Raw genomic sequence first — 20,888 nt, 5'->3', positions numbered from 1 at the left:
TTCCCCTTTCTTTGTAATAGGCTAAGTTATCTTATGCAATATCCCAATACAGGGATACTTGCCTTTCAAGAATAGGTGCATATTCCTCACAATGAGAAAGCCCCAAGCTATGAGCTTGGGGCTTTCTCATTGTTTTAAAGGGTTAATAATTAAATGTACTGCAGACCTGCTGTATACGGTAGGGGAATAGGACGCAGCATAAAGTCCTGCCCTCCCATCTCCGATCCTGCTGCTGTTACCCGGTGTGGAGATTCCGGATCAAACAGCAATGATATCAAGCCTTCATCATCCAGCTCGATGGTATTGCTTCCTTGTTTATAAAGATAAGGACCGTGATCGCCTTCAGCTTGCAGCATACCGGCTGCTTCTTCGGGGATAAGGGGAGCAAGCTGGCGCAGCAGCTCTTGTCCGTTCACAAGGAAGATCGTTCCTGAGTTCTGTATATGATTCTTGGCGGCGCCGGCAGATTCTAAATAATCCGATAACTCCTGATCCTGCCAGGCAAGCGAGATCAGAAGTTCCGTTAGGCCATAGAGTGGAATAGCTTCACTTAGAATACTGGCAGCCGCCTCTGCCTCGCCGGCCCATTCAATGAGTGTCGCCGGTGCTGATGTTGTCATTCGATTTCCAGGGACGCCGATAACCGCAAAAGCTGCAATGCCTCCATTCTGCTCGGCAATCAAAACCTTTTGATCAAGCTGCAGCACATTCGCATAAGCACTTGCATCAAGCAGCCTGCCGAGTTCTGATACCGAGCTCATATAGGCGGTATTACGTTTTGTCAGCAATTCATGCATGGCAAAGATATCTTCAGACTTCATTTCACGGATCTGATATTCTGCCTGTAGCTTGTTTTTAAGTTCCTGTGCCCCTTCAGGCATAAGGCGATGTTCCATTACTCGGCCAAAGTGACGGCAGCCTGCACGTGTATATAAGGAACGATCGCCTGAGACGAAGATCAACGATGCGCCGGAACGTTCGGCATGAGCTTTACAAGCCTCCAAGAGTTCTCCAGCTAACCCTTTTCCGCGTTGGTCTGGATCCGTACAGACAGAACCAATCGAAAATACCTTTAGTTGAGCTGCTTCTGTACGGATGGTGAAGGGGACTAGACCCATAAATGCAGTCACGTTTCCATGTTCATCAAAAGCCCCATAGGAGTGACTGAATCCAGGGTCAAATATTAAGGGAAACGAGCTTCCCATAGACGGCTGTTCTGAATTAAGAAAGACCTGATCTGATAAGTCCACAGCTTGCTTTAAGGCATGAGGTTCCATTAATTTGATATTCATTTTGTCTTAATGCCTCCTAAAGGTATTTAATATTCTCAGTATAAGGTTTGTTTTTCTACAAAACCAGTAAGCGTTTTCCTTATACGGGATGAAAGCCCTGTTTTAACGCATTGACTTGCCTATGTATTTTTGGGGTAATAATATAGCAAGTCTTCAAGTCGGAGGGATGAACTTGCTAAGTTTTGTGGATTCAGTCATTTTGATGGCTGCATTACTCTTATTAACTGGTGTATTGACTACCAAATTTTCAAACCGTTTCGGGATGCCGGCCCTTGTGCTGTTTATTGCCCTCGGGATGCTTCTAAGTCGTTATATTTATTATGATGACGCAGAAATTACTCAGCTTGTCGGGATTTTTGCTCTTATTGTTATTCTATTCCAGGGAGGGATGCAAACCGATTTTAAGGAGATAAAGCCAGTTCTAGGACCGGCTTTGTCTCTAGCAACCCTGGGTGTCCTAATAACTACGGTCGTGGTTGGCATAGGTGCGAGTTACATATTGGATATACCGTTAGAAAGGGGGCTGCTGATCGGCGCTATTGTGGGATCAACCGATGCAGCTGCTGTATTCTCTGTCCTGCGAGGACATAACATTAAACAAAAATTAACGTCGACGCTCGAAGCGGAATCGGGAAGCAATGATCCTATGGCTGTTTTTCTTACCGTTTCGCTGATTGAATGGATTCAGACCCCCGATACAAGTATATTCGGAATGATTCTTTCCTTTTTCATGCAAATGGGACTGGGACTCATTGTAGGTATTTTAATAGGTTATTTGGCCGTATATGTAATTAATCGTATAAATTTTGATTCTTCGGGACTTTATCCTGTAATGGCACTAGGGTTTGCAATAATGACCTACGGAGTTGCAGCGCTTTTACATTCCAGTGGATTATTGGCTGTTTATGTAATCGCATTGGTTCTGGGGAATTCAGACCTGACATACAGACGTACCATTCTGGCTTTTAACCAGGGATTCGCCTGGATGATGCAAATTGCGATGTTTATTCTGTTGGGTTTACTTGTATTTCCAAGCCAGCTTTCGGGAATTTCTTGGCAAGGGTTGTTATTATCCTTATTCCTTATATTTGTAGCTCGTCCAATTGGTGTTTTTCTTAGCTTGCTGTTCACGAAGTTTGCATTCCGGGAAAAGATATTAATTGCTTGGGCAGGTCTTCGCGGGGCGGTGCCTATTGTATTAGCTACATATCCTCTGATTGCAGGCATTGAGGGTGGGCAGATGTATTTTAACGTTGTATTTTTTGTCGTATTTACATCAGCTATTATTCAAGGGACCACGATTTCCCCGCTGGCGGTGAAATTGAAGCTGTGTGAGAAAGATCAAGCAGAGGGCCCTTCCTTGCAGGAGTTGATTGCTCTGGGAAAAACCAATTCGGAAATTAACCATGTTCGGGTTCTCCCCAATATGCCTGTCATCGGCCAAGAAATTCAGAACCTGAACTTGCCGGATGATATTTTGTTCACTGCAATCATTCGCGGTGATAAGATTATTACGCCAAAAGGAAATACTGTTATTGAGCAGGGTGACACCTTGTATGTGATGAGTCCAAAAACCAAGCGAAGTCAAATGAAATCGATTCTTGGAATAGGAATAAAATCAAACAGTGGTACCCCAAAATAGGTGAATGATGATGTACTTCATTGCTTATCCTAAAGTATTGTCCATAAGATGAGGATAACAAAGTGTTGAATTATTTTGCCAACATGGAACAGGTATGATATACTTAAAACAAAGATTTAGAATAAGTCTAAATCTAATAATTAAACGGGGGGATATCAATCATGAGTAATGTAACAAGAGAAACTCAAACAACAAATAAACTGCACGCCGTATTAAATGAACAATTGGCTAACTGGAGCTTGCTTGGTGTAAAGCTTCATCATAATCACTGGTTTGTACAAGGTCCTCACTTCTTTACCCTGCATGAGAAATTCGAGGAGCTGTACAACATGGCTGCAGGTTATGTAGATGAAATCGCGGAGCGCTTGTTGGCTATCGGTGGGAAGCCTGCGGCAACCATGGCGGAGTACTTGAAGCTTGCAGCGATCCAAGAGGCTGCTGGCGAGAGCAGTGCGGAGCAAATGGTTGAAACTCTGATTACAGATTTCAAAACGATTGTTGAAGGTATGAAAGCCGGTATTGAAGCTGCTGATGAGCAGGGTGATAATCCGACTGCAGACATGCTGATTGGTATGAGAACTGAAGTTGAGAAGCTGAACTGGATGCTGAGTGCATATCTGGGTAAATAATATTTCTATTATTGACAACCGCCCATATCGATTTGGATAGGGCGGTTTTTTTATGGGATAAAAATATAGCCGTGCCCGAACGGTAGACAATTGCAAAAAACGAGCCTTTCTCTTCGATAGACAACAGCTCGAAAGTGGGAGAAGCGCTGAATGAAGCCGGCCGCGAGGAAGAAGAAGCGGAATACAGCGGTGGCGATACCCAATATCTGCTTCAAGATGCTGCAAGGCTCCCGATTCAGGTTATGGATGCAACGCCTGACCGGATTACGGAGAAAAGAGGAAACTTGCGGCAGAGCAGGGGGCGACAACGGGAATTGGAGGGGTGTTTACGATTGCTGCTCGGGATGAAAAAACTGTTTCAGATGATCCTGATTTCCTTATTTTTCATACCACAGTTTGAAGACACGCCCTAATTAAAAATCTGACTTTTTCAGTGACTTTCAGGTATGAAAGGAACGTATTTTCAATGCTTAATTAGCATTTGAAATGTATTTCTATGATTTTAATTTTTCTTTTAATACTTCAAAGCGAGCATGAATTTCAGCACCTTTTTCTTCGACTTTGCGTTTACGTTCTTCTGAGCGCTTTTGTTTCATTTGAACGCGAGCTTGACGTGCAAGCTCTTTTTGCACTTCATCTGCATACTCGACTTCTTCTTCAATAACATTTGCATCATAGCGAATAATCGTAGTATCAAATTTAGCAAAATAGTTATCCAGCTGTGCTTCATTTTCTTCTTGAACAACGGCTAAAATAGCGATGTCATCCTCTTGCAAACGGCTTACAACCGATTGTAGTAATCCAGAATTTTCTTCCGTATCATCGAGAGATGGGAGTGAACCGATTGCAGCCCCCACGCCCATGCCAAGTAATACACCTAACGGGCCACCTAAAATACCAATGAGACCACCGATAATTGAGCCAATTGCTACGTCCTCACCCATGTTTTTCTCATTATTATAGAAATCCTTCGCAATAATAGTACCGTTTTCTCTCTTAATGAGGGATGCTTGCTCAATTATAATAGAGTTGCTTTGAGAAAAAGTATGTTGACGCATTTCAGTAAATGCTTGATATCCTTCACTCTCAATATTGAAGTAAATAATTAATACGTTTTCTTTTACCATATATTGTCCTCTCCTTGAGAATTAGTTTTATTAGGGCGTGTCTTCAAACGGTGACATAAAGGAATATTGGTAAAATGAAAGTATGCATAGGCAGATTTGTAAATGAATCATAACTATGGGTTACCCTAAATTTAGTTAAACATTTCACAAGTTGTTGAATGTAAATATTTCCGGTTTCTTTTGTCCGTTTATATAAGAAAAAGGCGGCAAGGAAAATCCTTGCCGCCTTTGAAGCACTCCATTTTATTCGCTTGCTTATCGGTTATCCACCTTTTCAGGATACATATCATGGTTCATCAGTCGATGGGCAGCCATTTCTTCGTACTTGGTCCCAGGACGACCATAGTTGCAGTAAGGGTCGATCGAGATCCCGCCGCGAGGAGTGAACTTACCCCATACTTCAATATATCGCGGATCCATCAGCTTTATCAGATCGTTCATAATAATGTTAACACAATCCTCATGGAAATCTCCATGATTTCTAAAACTGAACAGGTACAGCTTTAATGCTTTACTCTCAACCATTTTAATATCGGGGATATAGCTGATATAGATGGTTGCAAAATCAGGCTGACCTGTGATCGGACACAGGCTTGTAAACTCAGGACAGTTGAATTTTACAAAATAGTCCCGGTATGGATGCTTGTTATCAAAGCTTTCGAGTATGCTCGGATCGTACTCGAAATGGTATTTAGTACCCTGATTCCCGAGCAGAGTTATGTCTTCCATTTCATTGCGTTGTCTTCCAGCCATAGTTTAAACTCCTTTATTTATCATAATCGTTACGACAGAACGGTTTATACGCCTCGTTTGTTGCTCCATACCAAGGTATGAAGCTGTGGAAGTACACGGACGTCATTCAACCGATCTGATTTCATCACAGCATCTATCAGACGTTCGTAGCGCTCCAGTAAGTTTGAAATATGTGAAGAAGCCTCGGTGGTATTCACATCCGGATTTCCTGCTTGAATATAGAAAGGAACATTCGGATAGCGTTCATGTACGGTCTCGGCATAAGCAAGATCAACGTTATCAAATACAACGACTTTAAGGCTGAATGGACGCCCGGGCACACGTGCCGACAAACGTGTAATTATGTCATCCAGCTTTGCCCAGTTGGTTTCCATCCCGGAGCTTGGCGGCTTCGGAGAAATAGTCACCTCATCAATATCGTTCAGCCAATCCTGCCAGCGGGATCCTTGTGTCTCGACAGCCACGGTAATGCCATGAGCATGCAGGGTGTTAACCAGTCCGCCCAGCTGAGACAGCAGGGCAGGATTGCCCCCGGATAGTGTAACATGATCAAAACGGTCTCCACCAAGACGGTACAGCTCTTCCCAAATTTCGTGTGGATTCATGCGGGAAATGGAATCAGCCCCGCTTCCGTCCCATGTGAATGCGGAGTCACACCATGAGCAGCGGTAATCGCAGCCCGCCGTCCGGACAAACATGGTTTTGCGGCCAATGACCATACCCTCTCCCTGGACGGTAGGTCCGAAGATTTCCATGACAGGGATAGGCCGGTCAATAACGGCTGCACCTGCTGGAACTCCGGATTTGGCAGGTGATTCAACTACATGACTACTCATTTACCATCCACTCCCGTCTAACTTCAGCATAACTCGTAGGTGTCTCGTACAGACGAACGAACTCAGTTCTGGTTTCCTGCTCTATAAAGGCTTGCTGCTCCGATAAAGCATGCTCCATCTGTTCGTACAGCCATACGACCATATTCTCGGCAGTTGTATTCATCGGAGGCAGTGTTTCATTTAAATATCGATGATCGAGAAAGGGTTCAATTGCTGTTTTCCAGATGTTCTTGATTTCTCCGAAGTCAACCGTGATCCCAACCTCGTCAGGTTTACCGCTGATCCCGAATACCACCTTGTACGTGTGACCATGCAGGTTTTTGCACTTTCCTTCGTACGCATGCAGGTGATGGGCAGCGTCAAAAGTAAACTCCTTGGAAACGAGCACTCGCTTGCGGTGATAACGAAGACTTCCTGCATCGATATCCTCACCCAGCTTTTGTAATTTGTCGACGATGCGAAAAGCTCCAGGCTGGCGTACCATTACAGCTCGCTCCCTTCTGGATGGGGAGTCCGGCGGCTTAAATATTTATCCAGTCCGGCTTGTCTTAGTTGGCAGGCAGGACATTCACCACAACCGTCACCTTTTACTCCGTTATAGCAAGTCAGTGTGTTCTGACGGATATACTCCAGTTTTCCCATTTGGTCAGCCAGTTCCCAGGTGTCGGCTTTATCAAGCCACATCAGCGGAGTATGAATAACAAACGGATAATCCATCGCTAAATTAAGCGTGACATTGAGTGACTTAATAAAGCTGTCCCGGCAATCGGGATAGCCGCTAAAGTCAGTTTCACATACACCGGTAACCAGATGCCGGGCTCCCTTTTGTTTGGCAAGCACTGCAGCGAAGCTGAGAAACAGATGATTGCGTCCGTCTACGAAGGTGTTCGGGACACCCTGGTCACCCTCAGCAATCTCTATATCGCCTCGTGTCAGTGCGTTGGGGGCAAGCTGGTTCAATAGACTCATATCAAGCACCGTTTGCTGGACCCCTTGTTCCTGCGCAATCTGAGCTGCACATTCGATTTCATATTTATGCCGCTGACCATAATCAAAGGTTACAGTCTCCACCTCGGCGAAATGCTTCTTAGCCCAGAAAAGGCAGGTCGTACTGTCTTGGCCTCCACTGAACACGACAATCGCTTTTTCATTTTTAAGCATGTAAAAACCCCTCATTCTTCATATGTTAACAGGCAGCATTGAAGCATCCTGAAGAAAGAGAGGTTCTGAACTTTAGTCCGTAAAAAAACAAGCCTTATTACGAGGAATAAGGGCCGTATAGTTTTTTATAGAGGGAGTTCACGAACCTCTCCCATGCAGCAGGTGCATGGATTGTATTCAATTGATAACAACGATTTATAATCGAATAAAATTCATTATAACACGATGTCTTCATTTGATAAATACACCGCCAAACGGGATTACTTCCCTTAAAAACCGCTTTATGATGCCATCATCGTTCATATCCCGTTCAAGCCGCTGATTCTGCCGACCTGCCTGGAACAGCACAAATCCCTCGCCGGTGAGCTTCCAGTGGTAATTCATATGCTGGCTTGCCAGATTATTACCATACACGGTTAATTCCAGATTTGCGTTTTCCGGATACGCTATAATGCTGCTGGCATCCACATATAGAGGCTCGGTAGGGTGGAGTTTAGCTTCGCACACCGGGCCTTGTGTCAAAATACCGATGCTTCCCGAACCGCTGAATTTCATTTTGACGGCATCACGGGTGATAAACATATTTCTGATTTTTAGAATGCGGGTCTGCATGTTTACACCATTCGTATAAAAAAATACATTCTTAAAGTCATACAGCATATCCTCCTGGCCTTTAAGCTGGATTTCTCTCATGCTGAAGCCCGGCGGGAGAGCTGCGGTAAACTGGCTTGGTCCGCTGATGTCTGCACGAATCAATTTATTCTTACGGAGTATTCCCTTTACTTCCATAAGCCGATCACTTCGGTTATGTGATCGACCGCGGAAAGCAACAATTTGATCAGGATGCAAAATATGAGCCAGATCTCCCTCCTGAAGTGAAAATGTGACAGCCTGACCGCTCCCATTCGTGAAAGTATTCTCCAAGCGGATGATCATAATTGTCTCCTCCTTTATAGATACAGCACTAGCTGCAGGGCTTAGAACCGCTTATTTCGGCTTCTCATACCATAACGGAGGACCCTTGTGAATATGAAGTATCCAGCTAAAAGTATTAAAGCGGTTATGACTGCTGTCTTGATGCGCTCTGCTCTTTGTGATCTTGCAGTCTCAGCTTGCTGAAGCTGTTCTACCATTTTAGTGAGCTGTTTATTCTGTTCAGCAAGCTCAGCATTTTGTTTCTGGTACAGTTCAGCATCCAGACGGGCACGATCTAATTCCTCGAGAGCTCTTTGGTAACTGTTTTTCATTTCATCTATTTCACCCGGCAGCTCCGAGAATTCCTTAAAATTGTTATACACGTCATCAAAATAACCTGCATGAGCGGTTTGGCTGCTGTAATAGAAGGATGTGTTACAGGTTAGTAGAATGAAAGCTAGCATTGTTTTTGTGAATAATCTGGGTTTATTCAAAGCGTCACCGCCTTTATTAAAATGTTCACCCTAGCTTGGCGTTTAACTAAATGTTGAACAGGGTAAATGTAATGTAGGAACATGCAGGGTACTGACAATTTATTACCCATAAAGAACACAGATTTAAGCCCAATTATGAATTAATGTTCTGTAATATAAAGGAGAATACAAATGATGAAGCAAAATAACTTGAAACGCATAATGATTACGGTAAACGGCAAACCGGTTGGCAACGGTCTTTTGATTGATAAAGTAACTTATGCTCCGGTAGCTTCCGAATCTGATGCTTATATCAATGAACAGAATCGAATGTCTAAAACGGGCATGAATTAAAACTTGAACTAAAAATAAGGAGCAGTCCCTTAATGTGAAATTTTACAGGGACTGCTCCTTTTTTTGTTGCCTTATTAAATTTTAAATGTCAGAGGCAGGCTCTATTGGGGTCATGTCTCCGACATTTTTATCTTTTGTTTACCAAAAAGTAGTTTTTTGTCGAAATCTTGATAGAAACATATGTTCCATGACAGAAAGCTGTCCTTCCATATTGGTACATTAATAGGGGAATAGGAAAGAGGTGGGCATTTTGCAGTCGAGCTTGTATACGGAGTTTACATGGAGCCGGAACCATGTCGCCGCAAGCGGTGCCAAAAAGGTCTATTTGCTGGTGGAATACCACAATACTGTGGCAACGACTAGTAAAGATATTGTACATTCCAGGCGTATTGCAGAGCAGGTTCAACTTCATCTCCAGCTAGGGACCGGAGTTCGACTCAATGCCTGGTATGGATGCAGAGCTGAGGTGTTGAACGAGCTCAATTATTCTATATGGCTCGGGTCTTTGCTCGAGGGAGAAGCCAAACACATGGTATTAGAGTTTGATTGTGCTCCGCATCCATCAGGAAATCATCCTATTGTAACCGTTTTATGTACCTATAAGGACGCAACGCATAACCAGATTATTTTACCGTCGCAAACGATTTCCCTGCAGTTCAGCAATCACACGTCAGTGTTTGTTAAAAAGATGGATCGGCGCGTTGAGAAATGCTTGAAGCTGCTTCAAAATCCGTTCGTGCTTGAAAAAGCTTTACGGGCATTTGAAGGGGGAAATCTTAAACGTGGTGAAGAAATGATCCGCCGCCGGGCAGATGAGATGCTTACACAAGCCATACGGCTGGAAGATATTGATTATTTAAGAGAAGCTGAAATTTTATATGCATTAAGTCGTACCTTTTTAAGCACATATTTGGTTGATCGGTTAGCAAATGTTTAACGGTATTATCATGGAGGCCTTTAGACTTATTAACTTTTAGGTGAAATGGCATAAGGATCGTTCTTAATTAATTAGTCGGTAAAGAAGGAATAAGAGATATGGGGGTCGAATGTACTAGTATAATGTCTTGATGTATAAGTCTAATTTACTAGATTGATAGGGAGAAATGCATATGACAGACCGTCTGATCCGACTAATGAGAATTATTACACTTGTGCAAGCGAGACCAGGGATATTAGCTAGGGAACTTGCTGAACGCTGTGGAACAAGTGAAAGAACCATATATCGAGATATGGATGCGTTAAGTGCAATGCATATACCAATTACTCATCAGGGCCGGGGTCGGGGATATACATTTATTGGCCATTTTGCAATGTACCCTTTAGGGCTGACGGAAGAGGAAATTCTGGCATTATTCAAGTTCCTGCCTTTGCTGGATGAGATGAAGGATATTCTGCCGGAAAGCTTTGAGGGCGCTTATGAAAAAGTGTTGGCTGCTGTTTACAAGCAAAGCACTGAAAAAGATGAATTACAAGCGGAAATTTAGCTTCTCCTCAAGGGGCCTGATATATCGGATTTAAGAAAAAGCGTCTTCCTTACGGAAGACGCTTTTTCTATATGATTCGCTGCTTGGGCGAGCATTTTATATGGCTCATTGTACTGGCCAGCTTCCTGTATTCAGAAGATACCGCGCAAATGCCATAGGTTTTCGGTAGGTTTCTTTCCACTCTTCGTCCATTCCCGCTTCCCGGAATCCATATCGCTGGTCCCGGCCATTTGATTCGATAAAATACAGCCGTCCGTCTGAAGTGACGGCTACATCCAGGCCAAAATCTGCTGCGTACGGCATATGCACGGCAAGGGTATTTGCAATACGTTGAGCAAACTCAGCTGTACGCTCTGCCATAACCTCCGGAGGAATTCCCGGCAGGGAATGATAAAAGACTTCGTGAACCGAATGAGCCGATCCGCCCTGGGCAATATTCGAGACGAAGGTGCGTGGCGATGACGTCTTGGCGAACATTCCACTTATTTCCCATTGTCCAAACAATCCTCTTTGTATCGTTATGCGGATATCATAAGAGCTTCCCTTGTATGTCGCTAATGGAATGCGCTGCTGTACAAGGTAAGGGGACCTCCGGACTCTGGAAGCCACCAATGCAGGTATTCTGCTCCTTGAGATCCGCAGTGTTCTCCAACCTTTTGATGAAGGAGCAGACCGGGAGTATGTTAAATAGTCATGGAACGGGCCGCGGCGAAGGCGCATAATCCCGCGGCCTATGCTTCCTGAGCACGGCTTCAGAATAATGTCTCCGTGCTGGCGAAGCATGGAGCGGATCGAGGCCGCGTTTGCAGACGTTGTATCAGGAAGAGCAGCTTGGAGCAACGGATCATTATACAGCATATGATGAACATGATATTTGCTGTACCTTGTGTTCGCATTATAAACGAAAATCCCTTGTGATATAAGCTGACTGATCAACTGCCGGTCGCTGCTGCCCCGGTTGAAAGATCTGTTGTGTATGACGCGGGGCATAGGCAGCATGCTTCTTTTATAGCCGGATGGATCACGGATATAGCCGGCAGCTGTACCTGTTTCAGGGGATAGATCCTGTGTCCTGAAAAAGCAGGGAACCAACCCGAATATTTTGGCCGCTTCTTCATAATTGTCTAAAGATTCCGTACCGGTTTTCCTGTAAGGAATGCCTCGATACATGCTGTCGTTGATTAGGATACCGACATGTTCTGGCGGCATGTTCGTCCTCCTTCCGCAGCTGTTCATGATTGGCTGTTTCTTATATCAGTCTATGCGGCATCGAGCGTTGCCCGGGTGGACGGGTGACACGCGGTTGGTGCCCTATTCTGCTAAGAAAAGAAAGGAGGCGTATTAAACTGCGAAAGGTTGCGGTAGTGACACCTGGCTCCTTCGTTATACCTTCAGGAAGAAGCAGTTCGGTCGAACGGGTTGTAGAGCAAACCGTGCCATTGGTTCAGAAGACCATGGAGATCCGAGTTTACGGAGTGATCGGAAATGGCCTTCCGGGCGTAGGGGACATCAACGGCGTGGCATGTTACCGTTTGCCAAAATCGGCTTACTATCCCGCTTTAAGGCAGCGTCTCAGCCATTGGAATCCTGATGTGGTAGAAATCCACAACAGACCTCTCCTGGCTAAGCGGCTGAAGCTTCATTTTCCGAATGTAAAAACTGTGCTTACGCTGCACTCAAACACCTTTATCAGTCCTCCTTATATGAACAAACAGCAGTTTGGAAAAATAGCTGAAATGATGGACGGTCTCATCGTAAACAGCCGTTTTTTGTCGGATCATATTACTTTTTATCATCCCTCAATTAAGAGCAAAATCACCGTGAATCATTTGGGCGCGAGCCTGGAGCATTTTACACCTCCGTTCAGTCCGGCAGCGAAGGCTCTTAAAGAGGCCAAGCTGAAGCATTACGGATGGAATGGGCGCCGTATTGTTCTTTATGCCGGCCGTCTCATCCCCGATAAAGGAGTTCACTATTTAATCGATGCTTTTCCCAAGGTCATAGAAAAGCATCCCGATGCACTCCTGATGATCGTCGGAAGCTCTTCTTACGGAAACGACAGGGAGACTCCATATATCCGGAAATTAAAAAAGATGGCCAGACCGTTTCAGGCCTGGATCACATTTCTGCCTTTTGTGCCTTATCCCGGCATTGCGGAATGGTATGGAATTTCAGAGATCGTCGTTGTTCCTTCTTCTCCAAGAGAAGCGTTCGGTCTTGTCAATGTAGAGGCTATGGCAGCGGGAGTTCCAGTTATTGCTTCCCGTGCAGGAGGGATTCCTGAAATTGTTCATGATGGAGTGAATGGATATCTAATACCTCAGGAGCATTTCACGAGTGGATTGGCAGAGCGGATCCATATTCTGCTCGAAGATGATGAACTCCGTACCAGGATCGGGATGGCGGGACGAGAAACGGTTCGCCAGCAATTCAGATGGGCGTATACGGCGGAGAGATGGGCCCAACTTATGCAAAATATATAAGGTGTGACGGGAATGGAATCTGTCGAATACGATGAGTTGACGAATGAAAACAAAAGGGGAGAGCAGTCAGTGAACAAGGTGAGAAGGAACGGCCGGGGCAGGAAAAGGTCTCTGCGGCGGTATAACAACTGCCATAAGAGAATGGCCTTAAGAGGGATGGGGCACATCCCGGTGGATGATGATGCCGAGCAAGGAATGGCGGATGACAGCATTAGTGCTTCCCATCTTCAGAACCGCAGTGTAAGAAGCGAAGCGATCGAGGACAATACGGTCTACAGTATCCACCTGACCCCGGAATCGGTAACCACCCCGAAGCTGGCTCCCCAATCGGTGACCTCCTCGAAGCTGGCTCCTCAATCGATTCTCCCCGCCCACCTTGCGTTTACTCCAGTCCAAGGAATGCTGCAAGGGGGGGATATTATACAGCAGTTTGGGCATAAGGCTTACTCTTTTACGGAAGAGCAGGAGGTGGCTTATATCCATATCCCGCTCAGTTCACCCTACACGGATGCTTCCTATGTCATTATCGCCACGTGCAGCCATCCGGAATTTTACGCCTGTGTTATGAGCCGGAGAGCGCATGAAGCCGTTATTGGAATCTCACGCCCGAAGAGCTGTTTAGTGACGAAAGGAGAATTGTCTTGGTTGGCCATCGGCGTAGCAGCACCATAAAAAAGAAGAGGTAATGCCATGAATCTACGGACTGCTCATCCAAATGCAAAGCCGGCGCAGCTTTATAAAACCGGATTTCAGGCCGGTTATGATTTGGGCTTTCGAATCGGCAAGGAAGATAGGCAGCGTTCATTTGACGGGACCAGTATCATTTTAACTGGCTGCACTTCAAGTGAAGATTTTATAGCTGCGATTCAGAATATCGAGGCTTTAACTCCTCCTCCCTACGAAATGCTGGTTGCCGATAATGAACTTTCCGAGAAGACCAAACAATATATACAAAAGCGTACCGGTGCTATCAGGCATATTATCGATAAAAGCGATAAAGGAGCAGGCAGTGTTCTGAATAAGGCAGCTTATGCTTCACACGGCCGGGAAATAGCCGTATTGATCGGCTCCTCACCCAAGAAAGATGGCTGGATAGGTCAACTGCTAACCATATTGAAAGAAGACTCACTAGCCAAAATGATTTGCGTTTACTCTGGTCTAATTGATCCTTCTCTGGAGTCTGGTTCCCTTAAATCGGGTGCCCTAGGGATGAAGGGTCAGGTGAATATTCACGGTCTCTTGTTTCGAAGAGAGTTATTGTTCGAGATTGGCGGCTGGGATGATAAGCTTCCATCATTGAAGGAAAGTGTGCGCCAATGGATTCAGAAGGTTCCCAATGAAAATAGACGGATGGTAAGCTCCTCCGAAATGTTTGAGTAATCTCCTGTTGTGGCTAGCGGGATCCGAAGTCTTGGCAGATAGCACCGCCAATCTTAACCGTGCATAAGCTGAGTAAATGCGATTAAGGAGGGTTCCAGTTGGAGAATAAAATTGATGAGATGATAGAACATCTTTCGTATTCCCAGCAGCAGATAGCACGGATCTTTGAAGCACAGAGGCATACGTCCGTTCACATGTCCCAGGTCATACATTCGCTGCCTATGGATCAGGTTGAATCAAAGGATGATTTGGTATCGCCAGGCGGGCAAAGAGGCCCGGATAAAATGAAATCGGCCGGAGGTCATGTGGGCCAAGTAAACGGGAGTATCTCATCTTATTTGAATGCCATGGCCGATCTGCAAGAAATAATAGCGGACAGTCTGGAAGCTGCAATGAAAGAAATGAGGGTGAATGATCAGGGAGAAGAATAATCAAAGTTTGCAGCTGTTGGAACAGGAGGGGATATAAGTGAGCAGAGAGTCGTCTTTCATTCGGATTTTGGATGCAGCTGTTTCGGTTCAGTACAATACCTATTTAATTTTGCAAGGCAAAGCTATTGAAGCGGAGAAGGTTTGCCAATGGATTATGGCCCAGTATCCACATGCTAAAGGCGATTTAAAGGGTTCGTTAACGATTCATGAGCAAATTGTTGAGCAGATTGAGGGTTTAAACAAAATCGGATCAGGATTGTGCCGTAATTTACGTATTGCTCTCGGAACCTCTGAAGATTCAGATGCAAACAATATAGGGTTTGAAGGCTTTAATTTCGGAGATCAGAATTTATGAACGAATTAATATATAAGGAACGTGCAGCCAAAATCGCAATGATTTCATCTATCGCTAAAAGTCAGGAAGCCTTGGCTCACATCTTAACAAGCATAGCACATATATCAGCACACTCCGATATTACTGCACGAAGCCTTTTCGAGAATATTCGGCTGCTCAGCGAATACCAATTGGTGATGACCGAGATGTTGACAGGCATTCAGGTTTGCCGTTCGAGGTTGGGAAAACCGGCACCTCCCTGGGTAACCTCAGAGTGTTCGATATGCGAAGAAGACCGATTATACGAGGAATCACGGGAGAATATGGTATGAAGAGGCATTATCCTAAGACATCAAAACAGAGAGCCCCCCGTGCTGCCAAACGGAATTATGGGAATTACAAAAGAGGTCAGAAAAAAAGTTCAGCAAGTCGGAGGGGATGTCGACCGCAATATGATCATAACTACATTGAAGCCTTTAAAGCCGGATTTGCCAAAGGTTATGAAGATGGAAATCTGGAAGGTGAAAATCCATGATCACCGTACAAGCGGTCAAATCCGGTATTGCTTTTAAATTGAAATGGAGTGAGGTCTAGTGAGTCAGACCTGTACAATAGATAAGGATTTCATTCTCAAGACATGGCATCATAAAGAATTTTTTAGAAAAATTCAACATCATTCAAGGGAAAACGTCCTGCTTGATCACAGCAAAATGGAGTGCTTGAAAGACTCCTACAAGAGCAGTATCTGGAGGCTCCAGATGAATGCCGGCTCCAAAACGTATCCTATTATACTGAAAATTTCTAAACAATTAAAAAAAGCACGGTCTGAAAGCACGGTTGAAAAAAATATATACCGTAAAGCGCGTAAAGTGCTGCAGCCTTTTATGCCGCAGGTGTTGTTTACAAAAAAAAATGTAAACGGCAGAGACTTATGGGTGTTCATGGAAAATATTGACCCTATTAAAGAAAGGGTCCAGTATAATCCTGATCACTTTGGCAAGATTATTCCCGCATTGGCTAAACTCCATGCCTCTACGATGGGCAAACGATTTAAGCAGCAAGAACAGTTATTCTCAGGATGGCTGCCCCGGTTTAATTCCAAAGAAGCACTTCAAGAGAACCAACGATTAAATCAATTAAGCCTCTTTTTTCTTGAAGAGGCTATGAAGATTAGAGATTTAAATCCTATAGTTCAGCCGTATTACTCCCTTATTAAGGATATGCTGAAGAAGGGGCCTGGTTATTTTCCGGAAGTAGCACAATCCGGATGCTGTATTATTCACGGAGATTTGCATACAGCCAACATTGTTTGCCCAAATGTTAATGAAGATATATGGGACGTAAAGTTTATTGACTGGGAAGGAGCGAAGTATGCCCCTTGCTGGCTGGACCTCGTTAATTTGGTGGGCCTTTTTTTAGCATACCGTAAAGAATGGAAAGATCAAGAAGATGAGATCACCCATCGCTGTGTGCGTTTGTATGAAGAGGAGATGCGGAAAAACGGAGTGGTTTTTAACACGAATCCCATCATTTTATATGAGAAGGCGTACTTAAAAAAGATACTTGAGAAGGGTTTGTATCTTCAGCTGAATTGGGCTGTAACCGGAAAAAAAGAAGCTAGGCTGCTGCATTGTTATTTAGAGAAAGCGAAAGTGCTCGGGGAAAGATACGTACTGAATTAATCGATTAACGTTTTATGTCAAGCGGAAGGTCCTCGACATAAGTTGTAAAAAGGAATATGGAGTGGAGGACTGGATATGACAAATGTACGCGGTTCCGGCGGATATGAGCGAGGCAGAAGCGAGGGGTTTATAAAGGGAAAGCAAGATGGATATGCAAAAGGATTTGAGGACGCAAGGGAATTTTTGGAAAAACCTCCTCTTCATGATATAAGCCTGAAATGGCGAGAGCTTCATTGTGCCGATCAGTTTGGGCCGCATTTTGGTTCAACAGTTGTGTTAAACGACCGAAATATGGAATGTTTAAAAGAAACCGTGAAGAGTACGATCTGGAAGTTAGAAATATCAGCTAAAGATCAGACATACCCCGTTATTTTGAAAATTTTCAAGCCGCCGATGATTGATCAAAAGCTTGTTGAACTGAATATGTATCGAAGAGTAAGTTCGTTAATTCCGGATTTGATGCCGGCCATCTATTTGGTATTAGAGGGAATCAATAATGATGAAGTATGGGTATTTATGGAGTTTGTGCCTCCAATCAAGGGCCAGGTTATTTTCACCCCGGATCATTTTGACAAGATTATTCCTTCCCTTGCCAAACTTCATGCTCAAACTTATAACGATCATTTCTATAATAAATGGGATATATTTGAGGATTGGATTCCCCGCTATGACTCCGACTCCGTATCTGCCGAGCGAATGAAAAACCATAAACAGACTATAGAATATCTGGATAAAGCCATGGAATCTCCGGAATTAAAGGAGAAATTACGTCCCGGCTATAATGATTTGCAGCGAATTTTACAAAGAGGACCAGTTTATTTTCCAGAGCTTATCCAGGCAGGCAAGAGTATTATCCACAATGACCTGCAGACTCCGAATATGGGTTGTCATAATATCGCTGAAGAAAGCTGGAACGTTAAATTTTTGGATTGGGAGGGCGCCGGCTTTTCTCCCTGCTGGTTCGACATGTTTAATCTGATCGGTGTATTTTTTGCCTATCGTAAAGATTGGAGAAGTGATGAAAATGCAGTGATAGAGCGATGTGCACCTCTATATGCTGCGGAAATGCTGAAGTACGGTATTACTTTTGACACAGATCCCGTTCAGCTTTACAAAATGGCATATTTGCAGCGAGTGCTGGAACGAAGCCTGTATCAGCAGCTTCATTGGAAGTTAGATAACGTGAAGCCTGCCTTTTTGCTTGAATGCTATTTGGAGAAGATCAAAATCTGGGGAAAAGAACTCCGCCTGTACTGAGGAAAAGAACTGCTGTAATCATTGTGTGTATCATAAGATCAGCTATCGAGTTCAGGCTCTCTAAAATCACAAAAAGGAGGGATGTATATGAATGATGTTTTAACCTATCTGGATATGTCAGATTCATTGTTATGTTCGTTTCCTACTCGGGCGCTTATCAACGGAAGTGTGAAACGATCCACCCATAAACGTATCCAGATTAGAGTGGACAGAACGATGCCCTTTGAGTTCATCGCGAATTTGATGTCTCCTTTTTGCAGATTGTGGGAAGCTGATATAGAGTTCGATTACTCTGATTATGATGCGGCTCTGGCGAAACTGGGCGGCAAGCTAACGGCCGATGTATATATTATCTGTGTTGATTGGCGTATCATGTTAAAACGAATGTCAGCTCAGGAAGCGGTTCATTGGCTGCATGAGAGGATTAAGAAATTACGGCTATCCACAAATCAACCGATTTTTGTCAATAACTGGCCGGAATATTCGGAAATACATGATATTTTATTCAGTTATTCCGTAAGCGATAGAGGATGGATCCGGAAATTAAACTACCACCTTTCAGAGATGAGTGAACAATTGAAGGGCACCATTCTGATTGATTTGGCTGTATTATCTCAAGGAGAGGCGGCATCCTTTTACGATTACCGAAACGAAGCTACAAGCAGCTATCCGTTCTCGAATAAGGCAACGATCAGCATTGCCCGTCACCTGGGTGTGCATCTGCTCCCAGCTGCGGTTTCCCCTCGGATAAAAGCGATTGCTCTGGATCTCGACGATACACTGTACAACGGGGTGCTGGGGGAGGATGGCTTCAAAAAGATCTTACTTACGGAAGGGCATCTGATGCTGCAGAGGCTTCTGCTTCGTCTCAAACAGTCAGGCATCCTGCTGACGCTGTGCAGCCGCAATCATGAGGAAGACGTAAAGAAGCTGTTTGCCGAAAGAGATGACTTTCCATTGAAATGGAACGACTTCGCAGCAGTTGCAGCAAATTGGCGATCCAAAGCAGAAAACCTGGATCAGTTAGCACATATGTTGAATATTGATCCTTCTGCTTTTTTATTTGTGGATGACAATCCGGCCGAATTGGTCAAGATGGCAGCAGAGCGTCCTGATGTACATCTGTTTCGAGCCAGGCGAGATGGTCACGAAACGATGTATGGATTAAGTCATTATCCAGGATTGTATCAGCTTCAACACGATGAAATAGCCGCATCCAGAACCGTGGACATCCAGGCAAATCAGATACGAGAGAAAATGAGGAACAAAGCAGCAGATGATTATGCTTATTTAAAAAGCTTGGAGATGCGCGTAACCATTTATGAAAATAATCCTTCTCATGTAAGGCGGCTGCATGAACTAAGTCGCAAGACAAACCAATTTAATTTGGCTTTAAAACGGATGACAGAAAATGAAATTAACGAGTTTATAAAAAACAGAAATCATTATTTAATCGTAACGATAGCTCTAGAGGATGTATTGTCGAGCAGCGGCATTATTGGTGCCTTTGTATGCCGGATCGAACAAGAAAAGGCTTATTTGATGGAGACCTTGTTCAGCTGCAGAGCACTGGGACGGGAGATCGAGACGGTGACATTTTCCTGGCTTTTGGAGAGATTGCAAGGCTTGGGTGTTCAGTATTTATATATTGATTCAATCCAGGGACCGCGGAATGCGCCTGCATTGGACTGGTTGGGGCGCTTTGCAGCAGGAGATCTATCGAAACCTCAGATCCTCGGTGATATGCTGGGGCGTGTGAAAGCAGCGTGCAAGAATCATCCTGCCAAGGTGGAGGTGAACCCATGAATGATAAACTGCTCGATCGGTTACGGACGATTTTATCCGAGGTGTTGAATACCGGGGTATTGCCGAACGAAAGTCCGAAAAGAGAAGAATTACCCAGCTGGGATTCATTGAAGCATATGGAGCTCATTTTACGTCTTGAGGAGCAATTTGATATTCGCTTTTCGATTGAGGAAGTTGCAGGAATAACCGGATTGGATGATCTGGCAAAGATTATTGAGGTGAAGTCGTGAAGCATGACATCATTGTGGAACGCTTTGGCATTCGATTAAGACCGGTTACGATGGATGATGCAGAATTTATTTTCAAATTGCGGAGATCTCCTGAATTGTCAAAATATATTGGGGAATTGGATTCCCGTTATTCGGTGCATGAATCCTGGCTGAAGGAATACTTTCAGCGAGAGGGCGATTACTACTTCTGCATCGAACTGTTATCAGGAGAACCGGTCGGTACTATAGCGATCTACGATATCTCAGAACGGACTGGTAATTGGGGCAGGTGGATTATTTTGCCCCGTGTTTTGGCAGCGCCAGCCAGCGTATGGCTTATTTTTCATGTAGCGTTTGATATTTTAGGACTCAACAGTGTTTATTCGAACACGGTTATTGAGAATGAAAGCGTTGTGTCTTTTCACGATCATTGCGGACTGCCGCGGACCCGGATCGAACATGGTGGTTTAACCATCAATGGTATTGCCTATGATACGGTGATCCATACGGCAAGCAAGGAGCATTGGCCATTCATTCAAAAAAAATTGGAGAAACCGGCTGTTTTGGCGGAACGTCTTCTAACAGAGAATACTAAACCTTGAACTGCTCAGGACAGTGACCGGTCGCTGTCTTTTTTATG

27 protein-coding genes and 1 riboswitch are annotated in these 20,888 nt (G+C 44.3%); of the genes, 18 read left to right on the top strand and 9 right to left on the bottom strand.

All coding sequences use genetic code 11. The features are described from left to right. Positions 1–149: 149 nt before the first annotated feature. Complete coding sequence (locus BN1234_RS08580; RefSeq protein WP_054956247.1) at positions 150–1,292, bottom strand: GNAT family N-acetyltransferase; 1,143 nt, start codon at positions 1,290–1,292, stop codon at positions 150–152. Positions 1,293–1,458: 166 nt separating this feature from the next. Here BN1234_RS08580 and BN1234_RS08575 point away from each other — a divergent pair, with 166 nt between their 5' ends. The 3 genes from BN1234_RS08575 (at position 1,459) to BN1234_RS08565 (ending at position 3,976) form a co-directional block, all read left to right on the top strand. Beyond that, positions 1,459–2,934 (top strand): potassium/proton antiporter, encoded by a 1,476-nt coding sequence (locus tag BN1234_RS08575; protein ID WP_054956246.1) that lies wholly within the window; start codon positions 1,459–1,461, stop codon positions 2,932–2,934. 161 nt (positions 2,935–3,095) lie between these two features. Continuing rightward, on the top strand, positions 3,096–3,563 hold the full coding sequence (locus tag BN1234_RS08570) for a Dps family protein (RefSeq protein ID WP_054956245.1): 468 nt from the start codon (positions 3,096–3,098) through the stop codon (positions 3,561–3,563). Positions 3,564–3,697: 134 nt separating this feature from the next. After that, the gene (locus BN1234_RS08565; protein ID WP_054956244.1) at positions 3,698–3,976 is read left to right on the top strand and encodes a hypothetical protein; all 279 of its coding nucleotides are present in this window, start codon (positions 3,698–3,700) and stop codon (positions 3,974–3,976) included. Between the two features lie 81 nt (positions 3,977–4,057). Here BN1234_RS08565 and BN1234_RS08560 read toward each other — a convergent pair whose 3' ends face one another. From BN1234_RS08560 to BN1234_RS08530, 7 genes are all read right to left on the bottom strand, one after another. Then, positions 4,058–4,690, bottom strand: a complete 633-nt coding sequence (locus tag BN1234_RS08560; RefSeq protein WP_054956243.1) for a DUF1269 domain-containing protein — start codon at positions 4,688–4,690, stop codon at positions 4,058–4,060. A gap of 255 nt (positions 4,691–4,945) precedes the next feature. Beyond that, on the bottom strand, positions 4,946–5,443 hold the full coding sequence (gene queF, locus BN1234_RS08555) for a preQ(1) synthase (protein ID WP_054956242.1): 498 nt from the start codon (positions 5,441–5,443) through the stop codon (positions 4,946–4,948). 44 nt (positions 5,444–5,487) lie between these two features. Further along, entirely contained in the window at positions 5,488–6,198 is a 711-nt protein-coding gene (gene queE, locus BN1234_RS08550; RefSeq protein ID WP_245640134.1) for a 7-carboxy-7-deazaguanine synthase QueE, read from the bottom strand. A gap of 73 nt (positions 6,199–6,271) precedes the next feature. After that, a complete protein-coding gene (gene queD / locus BN1234_RS08545) occupies positions 6,272–6,763 on the bottom strand; it encodes a 6-carboxytetrahydropterin synthase QueD (protein WP_054956240.1) in 492 nt (163 codons plus the stop codon). Then, complete coding sequence (queC, locus tag BN1234_RS08540; protein ID WP_054956239.1) at positions 6,763–7,440, bottom strand: 7-cyano-7-deazaguanine synthase QueC; 678 nt, start codon at positions 7,438–7,440, stop codon at positions 6,763–6,765. Before queC ends, queD begins: the two co-directional genes overlap by 1 nt. A 111-nt stretch (positions 7,441–7,551) precedes the next feature. Beyond that, positions 7,552–7,595, bottom strand: a riboswitch (PreQ1 riboswitch). Positions 7,596–7,671: 76 nt separating this feature from the next. After that, entirely contained in the window at positions 7,672–8,376 is a 705-nt protein-coding gene (locus BN1234_RS08535; protein WP_054956238.1) for an AIM24 family protein, read from the bottom strand. A gap of 41 nt (positions 8,377–8,417) precedes the next feature. Beyond that, positions 8,418–8,849 (bottom strand): hypothetical protein, encoded by a 432-nt coding sequence (locus BN1234_RS08530; protein WP_054956237.1) that lies wholly within the window; start codon positions 8,847–8,849, stop codon positions 8,418–8,420. A gap of 171 nt (positions 8,850–9,020) precedes the next feature. Here BN1234_RS08530 and BN1234_RS22485 point away from each other — a divergent pair, with 171 nt between their 5' ends. The 3 genes from BN1234_RS22485 (at position 9,021) to BN1234_RS08520 (ending at position 10,666) form a co-directional block, all read left to right on the top strand. Further along, complete coding sequence (locus tag BN1234_RS22485; protein WP_170308011.1) at positions 9,021–9,182, top strand: hypothetical protein; 162 nt, start codon at positions 9,021–9,023, stop codon at positions 9,180–9,182. Positions 9,183–9,423: 241 nt separating this feature from the next. Then, positions 9,424–10,119: a hypothetical protein gene (locus BN1234_RS08525; RefSeq protein WP_054956236.1), complete on the top strand. Its 696-nt coding sequence runs from the start codon at positions 9,424–9,426 to the stop codon at positions 10,117–10,119. Positions 10,120–10,291: 172 nt separating this feature from the next. Beyond that, entirely contained in the window at positions 10,292–10,666 is a 375-nt protein-coding gene (locus tag BN1234_RS08520; RefSeq protein WP_054956235.1) for a helix-turn-helix transcriptional regulator, read from the top strand. Positions 10,667–10,771: 105 nt separating this feature from the next. Here the strand turns inward: BN1234_RS08520 and BN1234_RS08515 are convergent, their stop codons facing one another. Then, positions 10,772–11,875: a YheC/YheD family endospore coat-associated protein gene (locus tag BN1234_RS08515; protein ID WP_054956234.1), complete on the bottom strand. Its 1,104-nt coding sequence runs from the start codon at positions 11,873–11,875 to the stop codon at positions 10,772–10,774. Between the two features lie 83 nt (positions 11,876–11,958). On the opposite strand from BN1234_RS08515, the gene BN1234_RS08510 reads away from it, so the two are divergent. From BN1234_RS08510 to BN1234_RS08455, 12 genes are all read left to right on the top strand, one after another. Next, complete coding sequence (locus BN1234_RS08510) at positions 11,959–13,149, top strand: glycosyltransferase family 4 protein (RefSeq protein WP_245640129.1); 1,191 nt, start codon at positions 11,959–11,961, stop codon at positions 13,147–13,149. A gap of 12 nt (positions 13,150–13,161) precedes the next feature. After that, a complete protein-coding gene (locus tag BN1234_RS08505) occupies positions 13,162–13,821 on the top strand; it encodes a WIAG-tail domain (RefSeq protein WP_054956233.1) in 660 nt (219 codons plus the stop codon). 18 nt (positions 13,822–13,839) lie between these two features. Next, positions 13,840–14,529 carry a glycosyltransferase family 2 protein gene (locus BN1234_RS08500; RefSeq protein ID WP_054956232.1) on the top strand — a complete coding sequence of 230 codons (690 nt, stop codon included), beginning with the start codon at positions 13,840–13,842 and terminating at the stop codon, positions 14,527–14,529. Positions 14,530–14,627: 98 nt separating this feature from the next. Continuing rightward, positions 14,628–14,960, top strand: a complete 333-nt coding sequence (locus BN1234_RS08495) for a hypothetical protein (protein WP_054956231.1) — start codon at positions 14,628–14,630, stop codon at positions 14,958–14,960. Between the two features lie 37 nt (positions 14,961–14,997). Then, positions 14,998–15,315 carry an alpha-helical endospore appendage domain-containing protein gene (locus BN1234_RS08490; RefSeq protein ID WP_054956230.1) on the top strand — a complete coding sequence of 106 codons (318 nt, stop codon included), beginning with the start codon at positions 14,998–15,000 and terminating at the stop codon, positions 15,313–15,315. Beyond that, on the top strand, positions 15,312–15,626 hold the full coding sequence (locus tag BN1234_RS08485; RefSeq protein ID WP_054956229.1) for a hypothetical protein: 315 nt from the start codon (positions 15,312–15,314) through the stop codon (positions 15,624–15,626). The genes BN1234_RS08490 and BN1234_RS08485 overlap by 4 nt, the downstream gene beginning before the upstream one ends. Before the next feature lie 39 nt (positions 15,627–15,665). Further along, positions 15,666–15,866: a hypothetical protein gene (locus tag BN1234_RS08480; protein WP_054956228.1), complete on the top strand. Its 201-nt coding sequence runs from the start codon at positions 15,666–15,668 to the stop codon at positions 15,864–15,866. 21 nt (positions 15,867–15,887) lie between these two features. Beyond that, on the top strand, positions 15,888–16,976 hold the full coding sequence (locus BN1234_RS08475) for an aminoglycoside phosphotransferase family protein (protein ID WP_245640128.1): 1,089 nt from the start codon (positions 15,888–15,890) through the stop codon (positions 16,974–16,976). A 75-nt stretch (positions 16,977–17,051) separates the two neighbouring features. Then, positions 17,052–18,233 (top strand): aminoglycoside phosphotransferase family protein, encoded by a 1,182-nt coding sequence (locus BN1234_RS08470; protein WP_054956227.1) that lies wholly within the window; start codon positions 17,052–17,054, stop codon positions 18,231–18,233. A gap of 87 nt (positions 18,234–18,320) precedes the next feature. Next, complete coding sequence (locus tag BN1234_RS08465; protein ID WP_054956226.1) at positions 18,321–20,039, top strand: HAD-IIIC family phosphatase; 1,719 nt, start codon at positions 18,321–18,323, stop codon at positions 20,037–20,039. Further along, a complete protein-coding gene (locus tag BN1234_RS08460) occupies positions 20,036–20,269 on the top strand; it encodes an acyl carrier protein (RefSeq protein ID WP_054956225.1) in 234 nt (77 codons plus the stop codon). The genes BN1234_RS08465 and BN1234_RS08460 overlap by 4 nt, the downstream gene beginning before the upstream one ends. After that, positions 20,266–20,850, top strand: coding sequence for a GNAT family N-acetyltransferase (locus tag BN1234_RS08455; protein WP_054956224.1), 585 nt, complete (start codon positions 20,266–20,268; stop codon positions 20,848–20,850). Before BN1234_RS08460 ends, BN1234_RS08455 begins: the two co-directional genes overlap by 4 nt. Positions 20,851–20,888 lie beyond the last annotated feature (38 nt).

Origin of the sequence: Paenibacillus dakarensis, from assembly GCF_001373415.1 — a bacterium.
In the GTDB taxonomy this organism is placed as follows: domain Bacteria; phylum Bacillota; class Bacilli; order Paenibacillales; family Paenibacillaceae; genus Paenibacillus_AQ; species Paenibacillus_AQ dakarensis.
This window is presented reverse-complemented; position numbering and strand designations above follow the sequence as displayed.

What these genes read in the sequence shown, in the direction of transcription:
- BN1234_RS22485 (WP_170308011.1), top strand. Translation starts at nt 9,021, where the DNA reads ATGATGAAGCAAAATAACTTGAAACGCATAATGATTACGGTAAACGGC.
- BN1234_RS08505 (WP_054956233.1), top strand. Translation starts at nt 13,162, where the DNA reads ATGGAATCTGTCGAATACGATGAGTTGACGAATGAAAACAAAAGGGGA.
- BN1234_RS08515 (WP_054956234.1), bottom strand. Translation starts at nt 11,875, where the DNA reads ATGCCGCCAGAACATGTCGGTATCCTAATCAACGACAGCATGTATCGA.
- BN1234_RS08520 (WP_054956235.1), top strand. Translation starts at nt 10,292, where the DNA reads ATGACAGACCGTCTGATCCGACTAATGAGAATTATTACACTTGTGCAA.
- BN1234_RS08560 (WP_054956243.1), bottom strand. Translation starts at nt 4,690, where the DNA reads ATGGTAAAAGAAAACGTATTAATTATTTACTTCAATATTGAGAGTGAA.
- BN1234_RS08580 (WP_054956247.1), bottom strand. Translation starts at nt 1,292, where the DNA reads ATGAATATCAAATTAATGGAACCTCATGCCTTAAAGCAAGCTGTGGAC.
- BN1234_RS08470 (WP_054956227.1), top strand. Translation starts at nt 17,052, where the DNA reads ATGACAAATGTACGCGGTTCCGGCGGATATGAGCGAGGCAGAAGCGAG.
- BN1234_RS08535 (WP_054956238.1), bottom strand. Translation starts at nt 8,376, where the DNA reads ATGATCATCCGCTTGGAGAATACTTTCACGAATGGGAGCGGTCAGGCT.
- BN1234_RS08485 (WP_054956229.1), top strand. Translation starts at nt 15,312, where the DNA reads ATGAACGAATTAATATATAAGGAACGTGCAGCCAAAATCGCAATGATT.
- BN1234_RS08500 (WP_054956232.1), top strand. Translation starts at nt 13,840, where the DNA reads ATGAATCTACGGACTGCTCATCCAAATGCAAAGCCGGCGCAGCTTTAT.
- queF (WP_054956242.1), bottom strand. Translation starts at nt 5,443, where the DNA reads ATGGCTGGAAGACAACGCAATGAAATGGAAGACATAACTCTGCTCGGG.
- queE (WP_245640134.1), bottom strand. Translation starts at nt 6,198, where the DNA reads ATGGAAATCTTCGGACCTACCGTCCAGGGAGAGGGTATGGTCATTGGC.
- BN1234_RS08465 (WP_054956226.1), top strand. Translation starts at nt 18,321, where the DNA reads ATGAATGATGTTTTAACCTATCTGGATATGTCAGATTCATTGTTATGT.
- queD (WP_054956240.1), bottom strand. Translation starts at nt 6,763, where the DNA reads ATGGTACGCCAGCCTGGAGCTTTTCGCATCGTCGACAAATTACAAAAG.
- queC (WP_054956239.1), bottom strand. Translation starts at nt 7,440, where the DNA reads ATGCTTAAAAATGAAAAAGCGATTGTCGTGTTCAGTGGAGGCCAAGAC.
- BN1234_RS08570 (WP_054956245.1), top strand. Translation starts at nt 3,096, where the DNA reads ATGAGTAATGTAACAAGAGAAACTCAAACAACAAATAAACTGCACGCC.
- BN1234_RS08575 (WP_054956246.1), top strand. Translation starts at nt 1,459, where the DNA reads ATGAACTTGCTAAGTTTTGTGGATTCAGTCATTTTGATGGCTGCATTA.
- BN1234_RS08460 (WP_054956225.1), top strand. Translation starts at nt 20,036, where the DNA reads ATGAATGATAAACTGCTCGATCGGTTACGGACGATTTTATCCGAGGTG.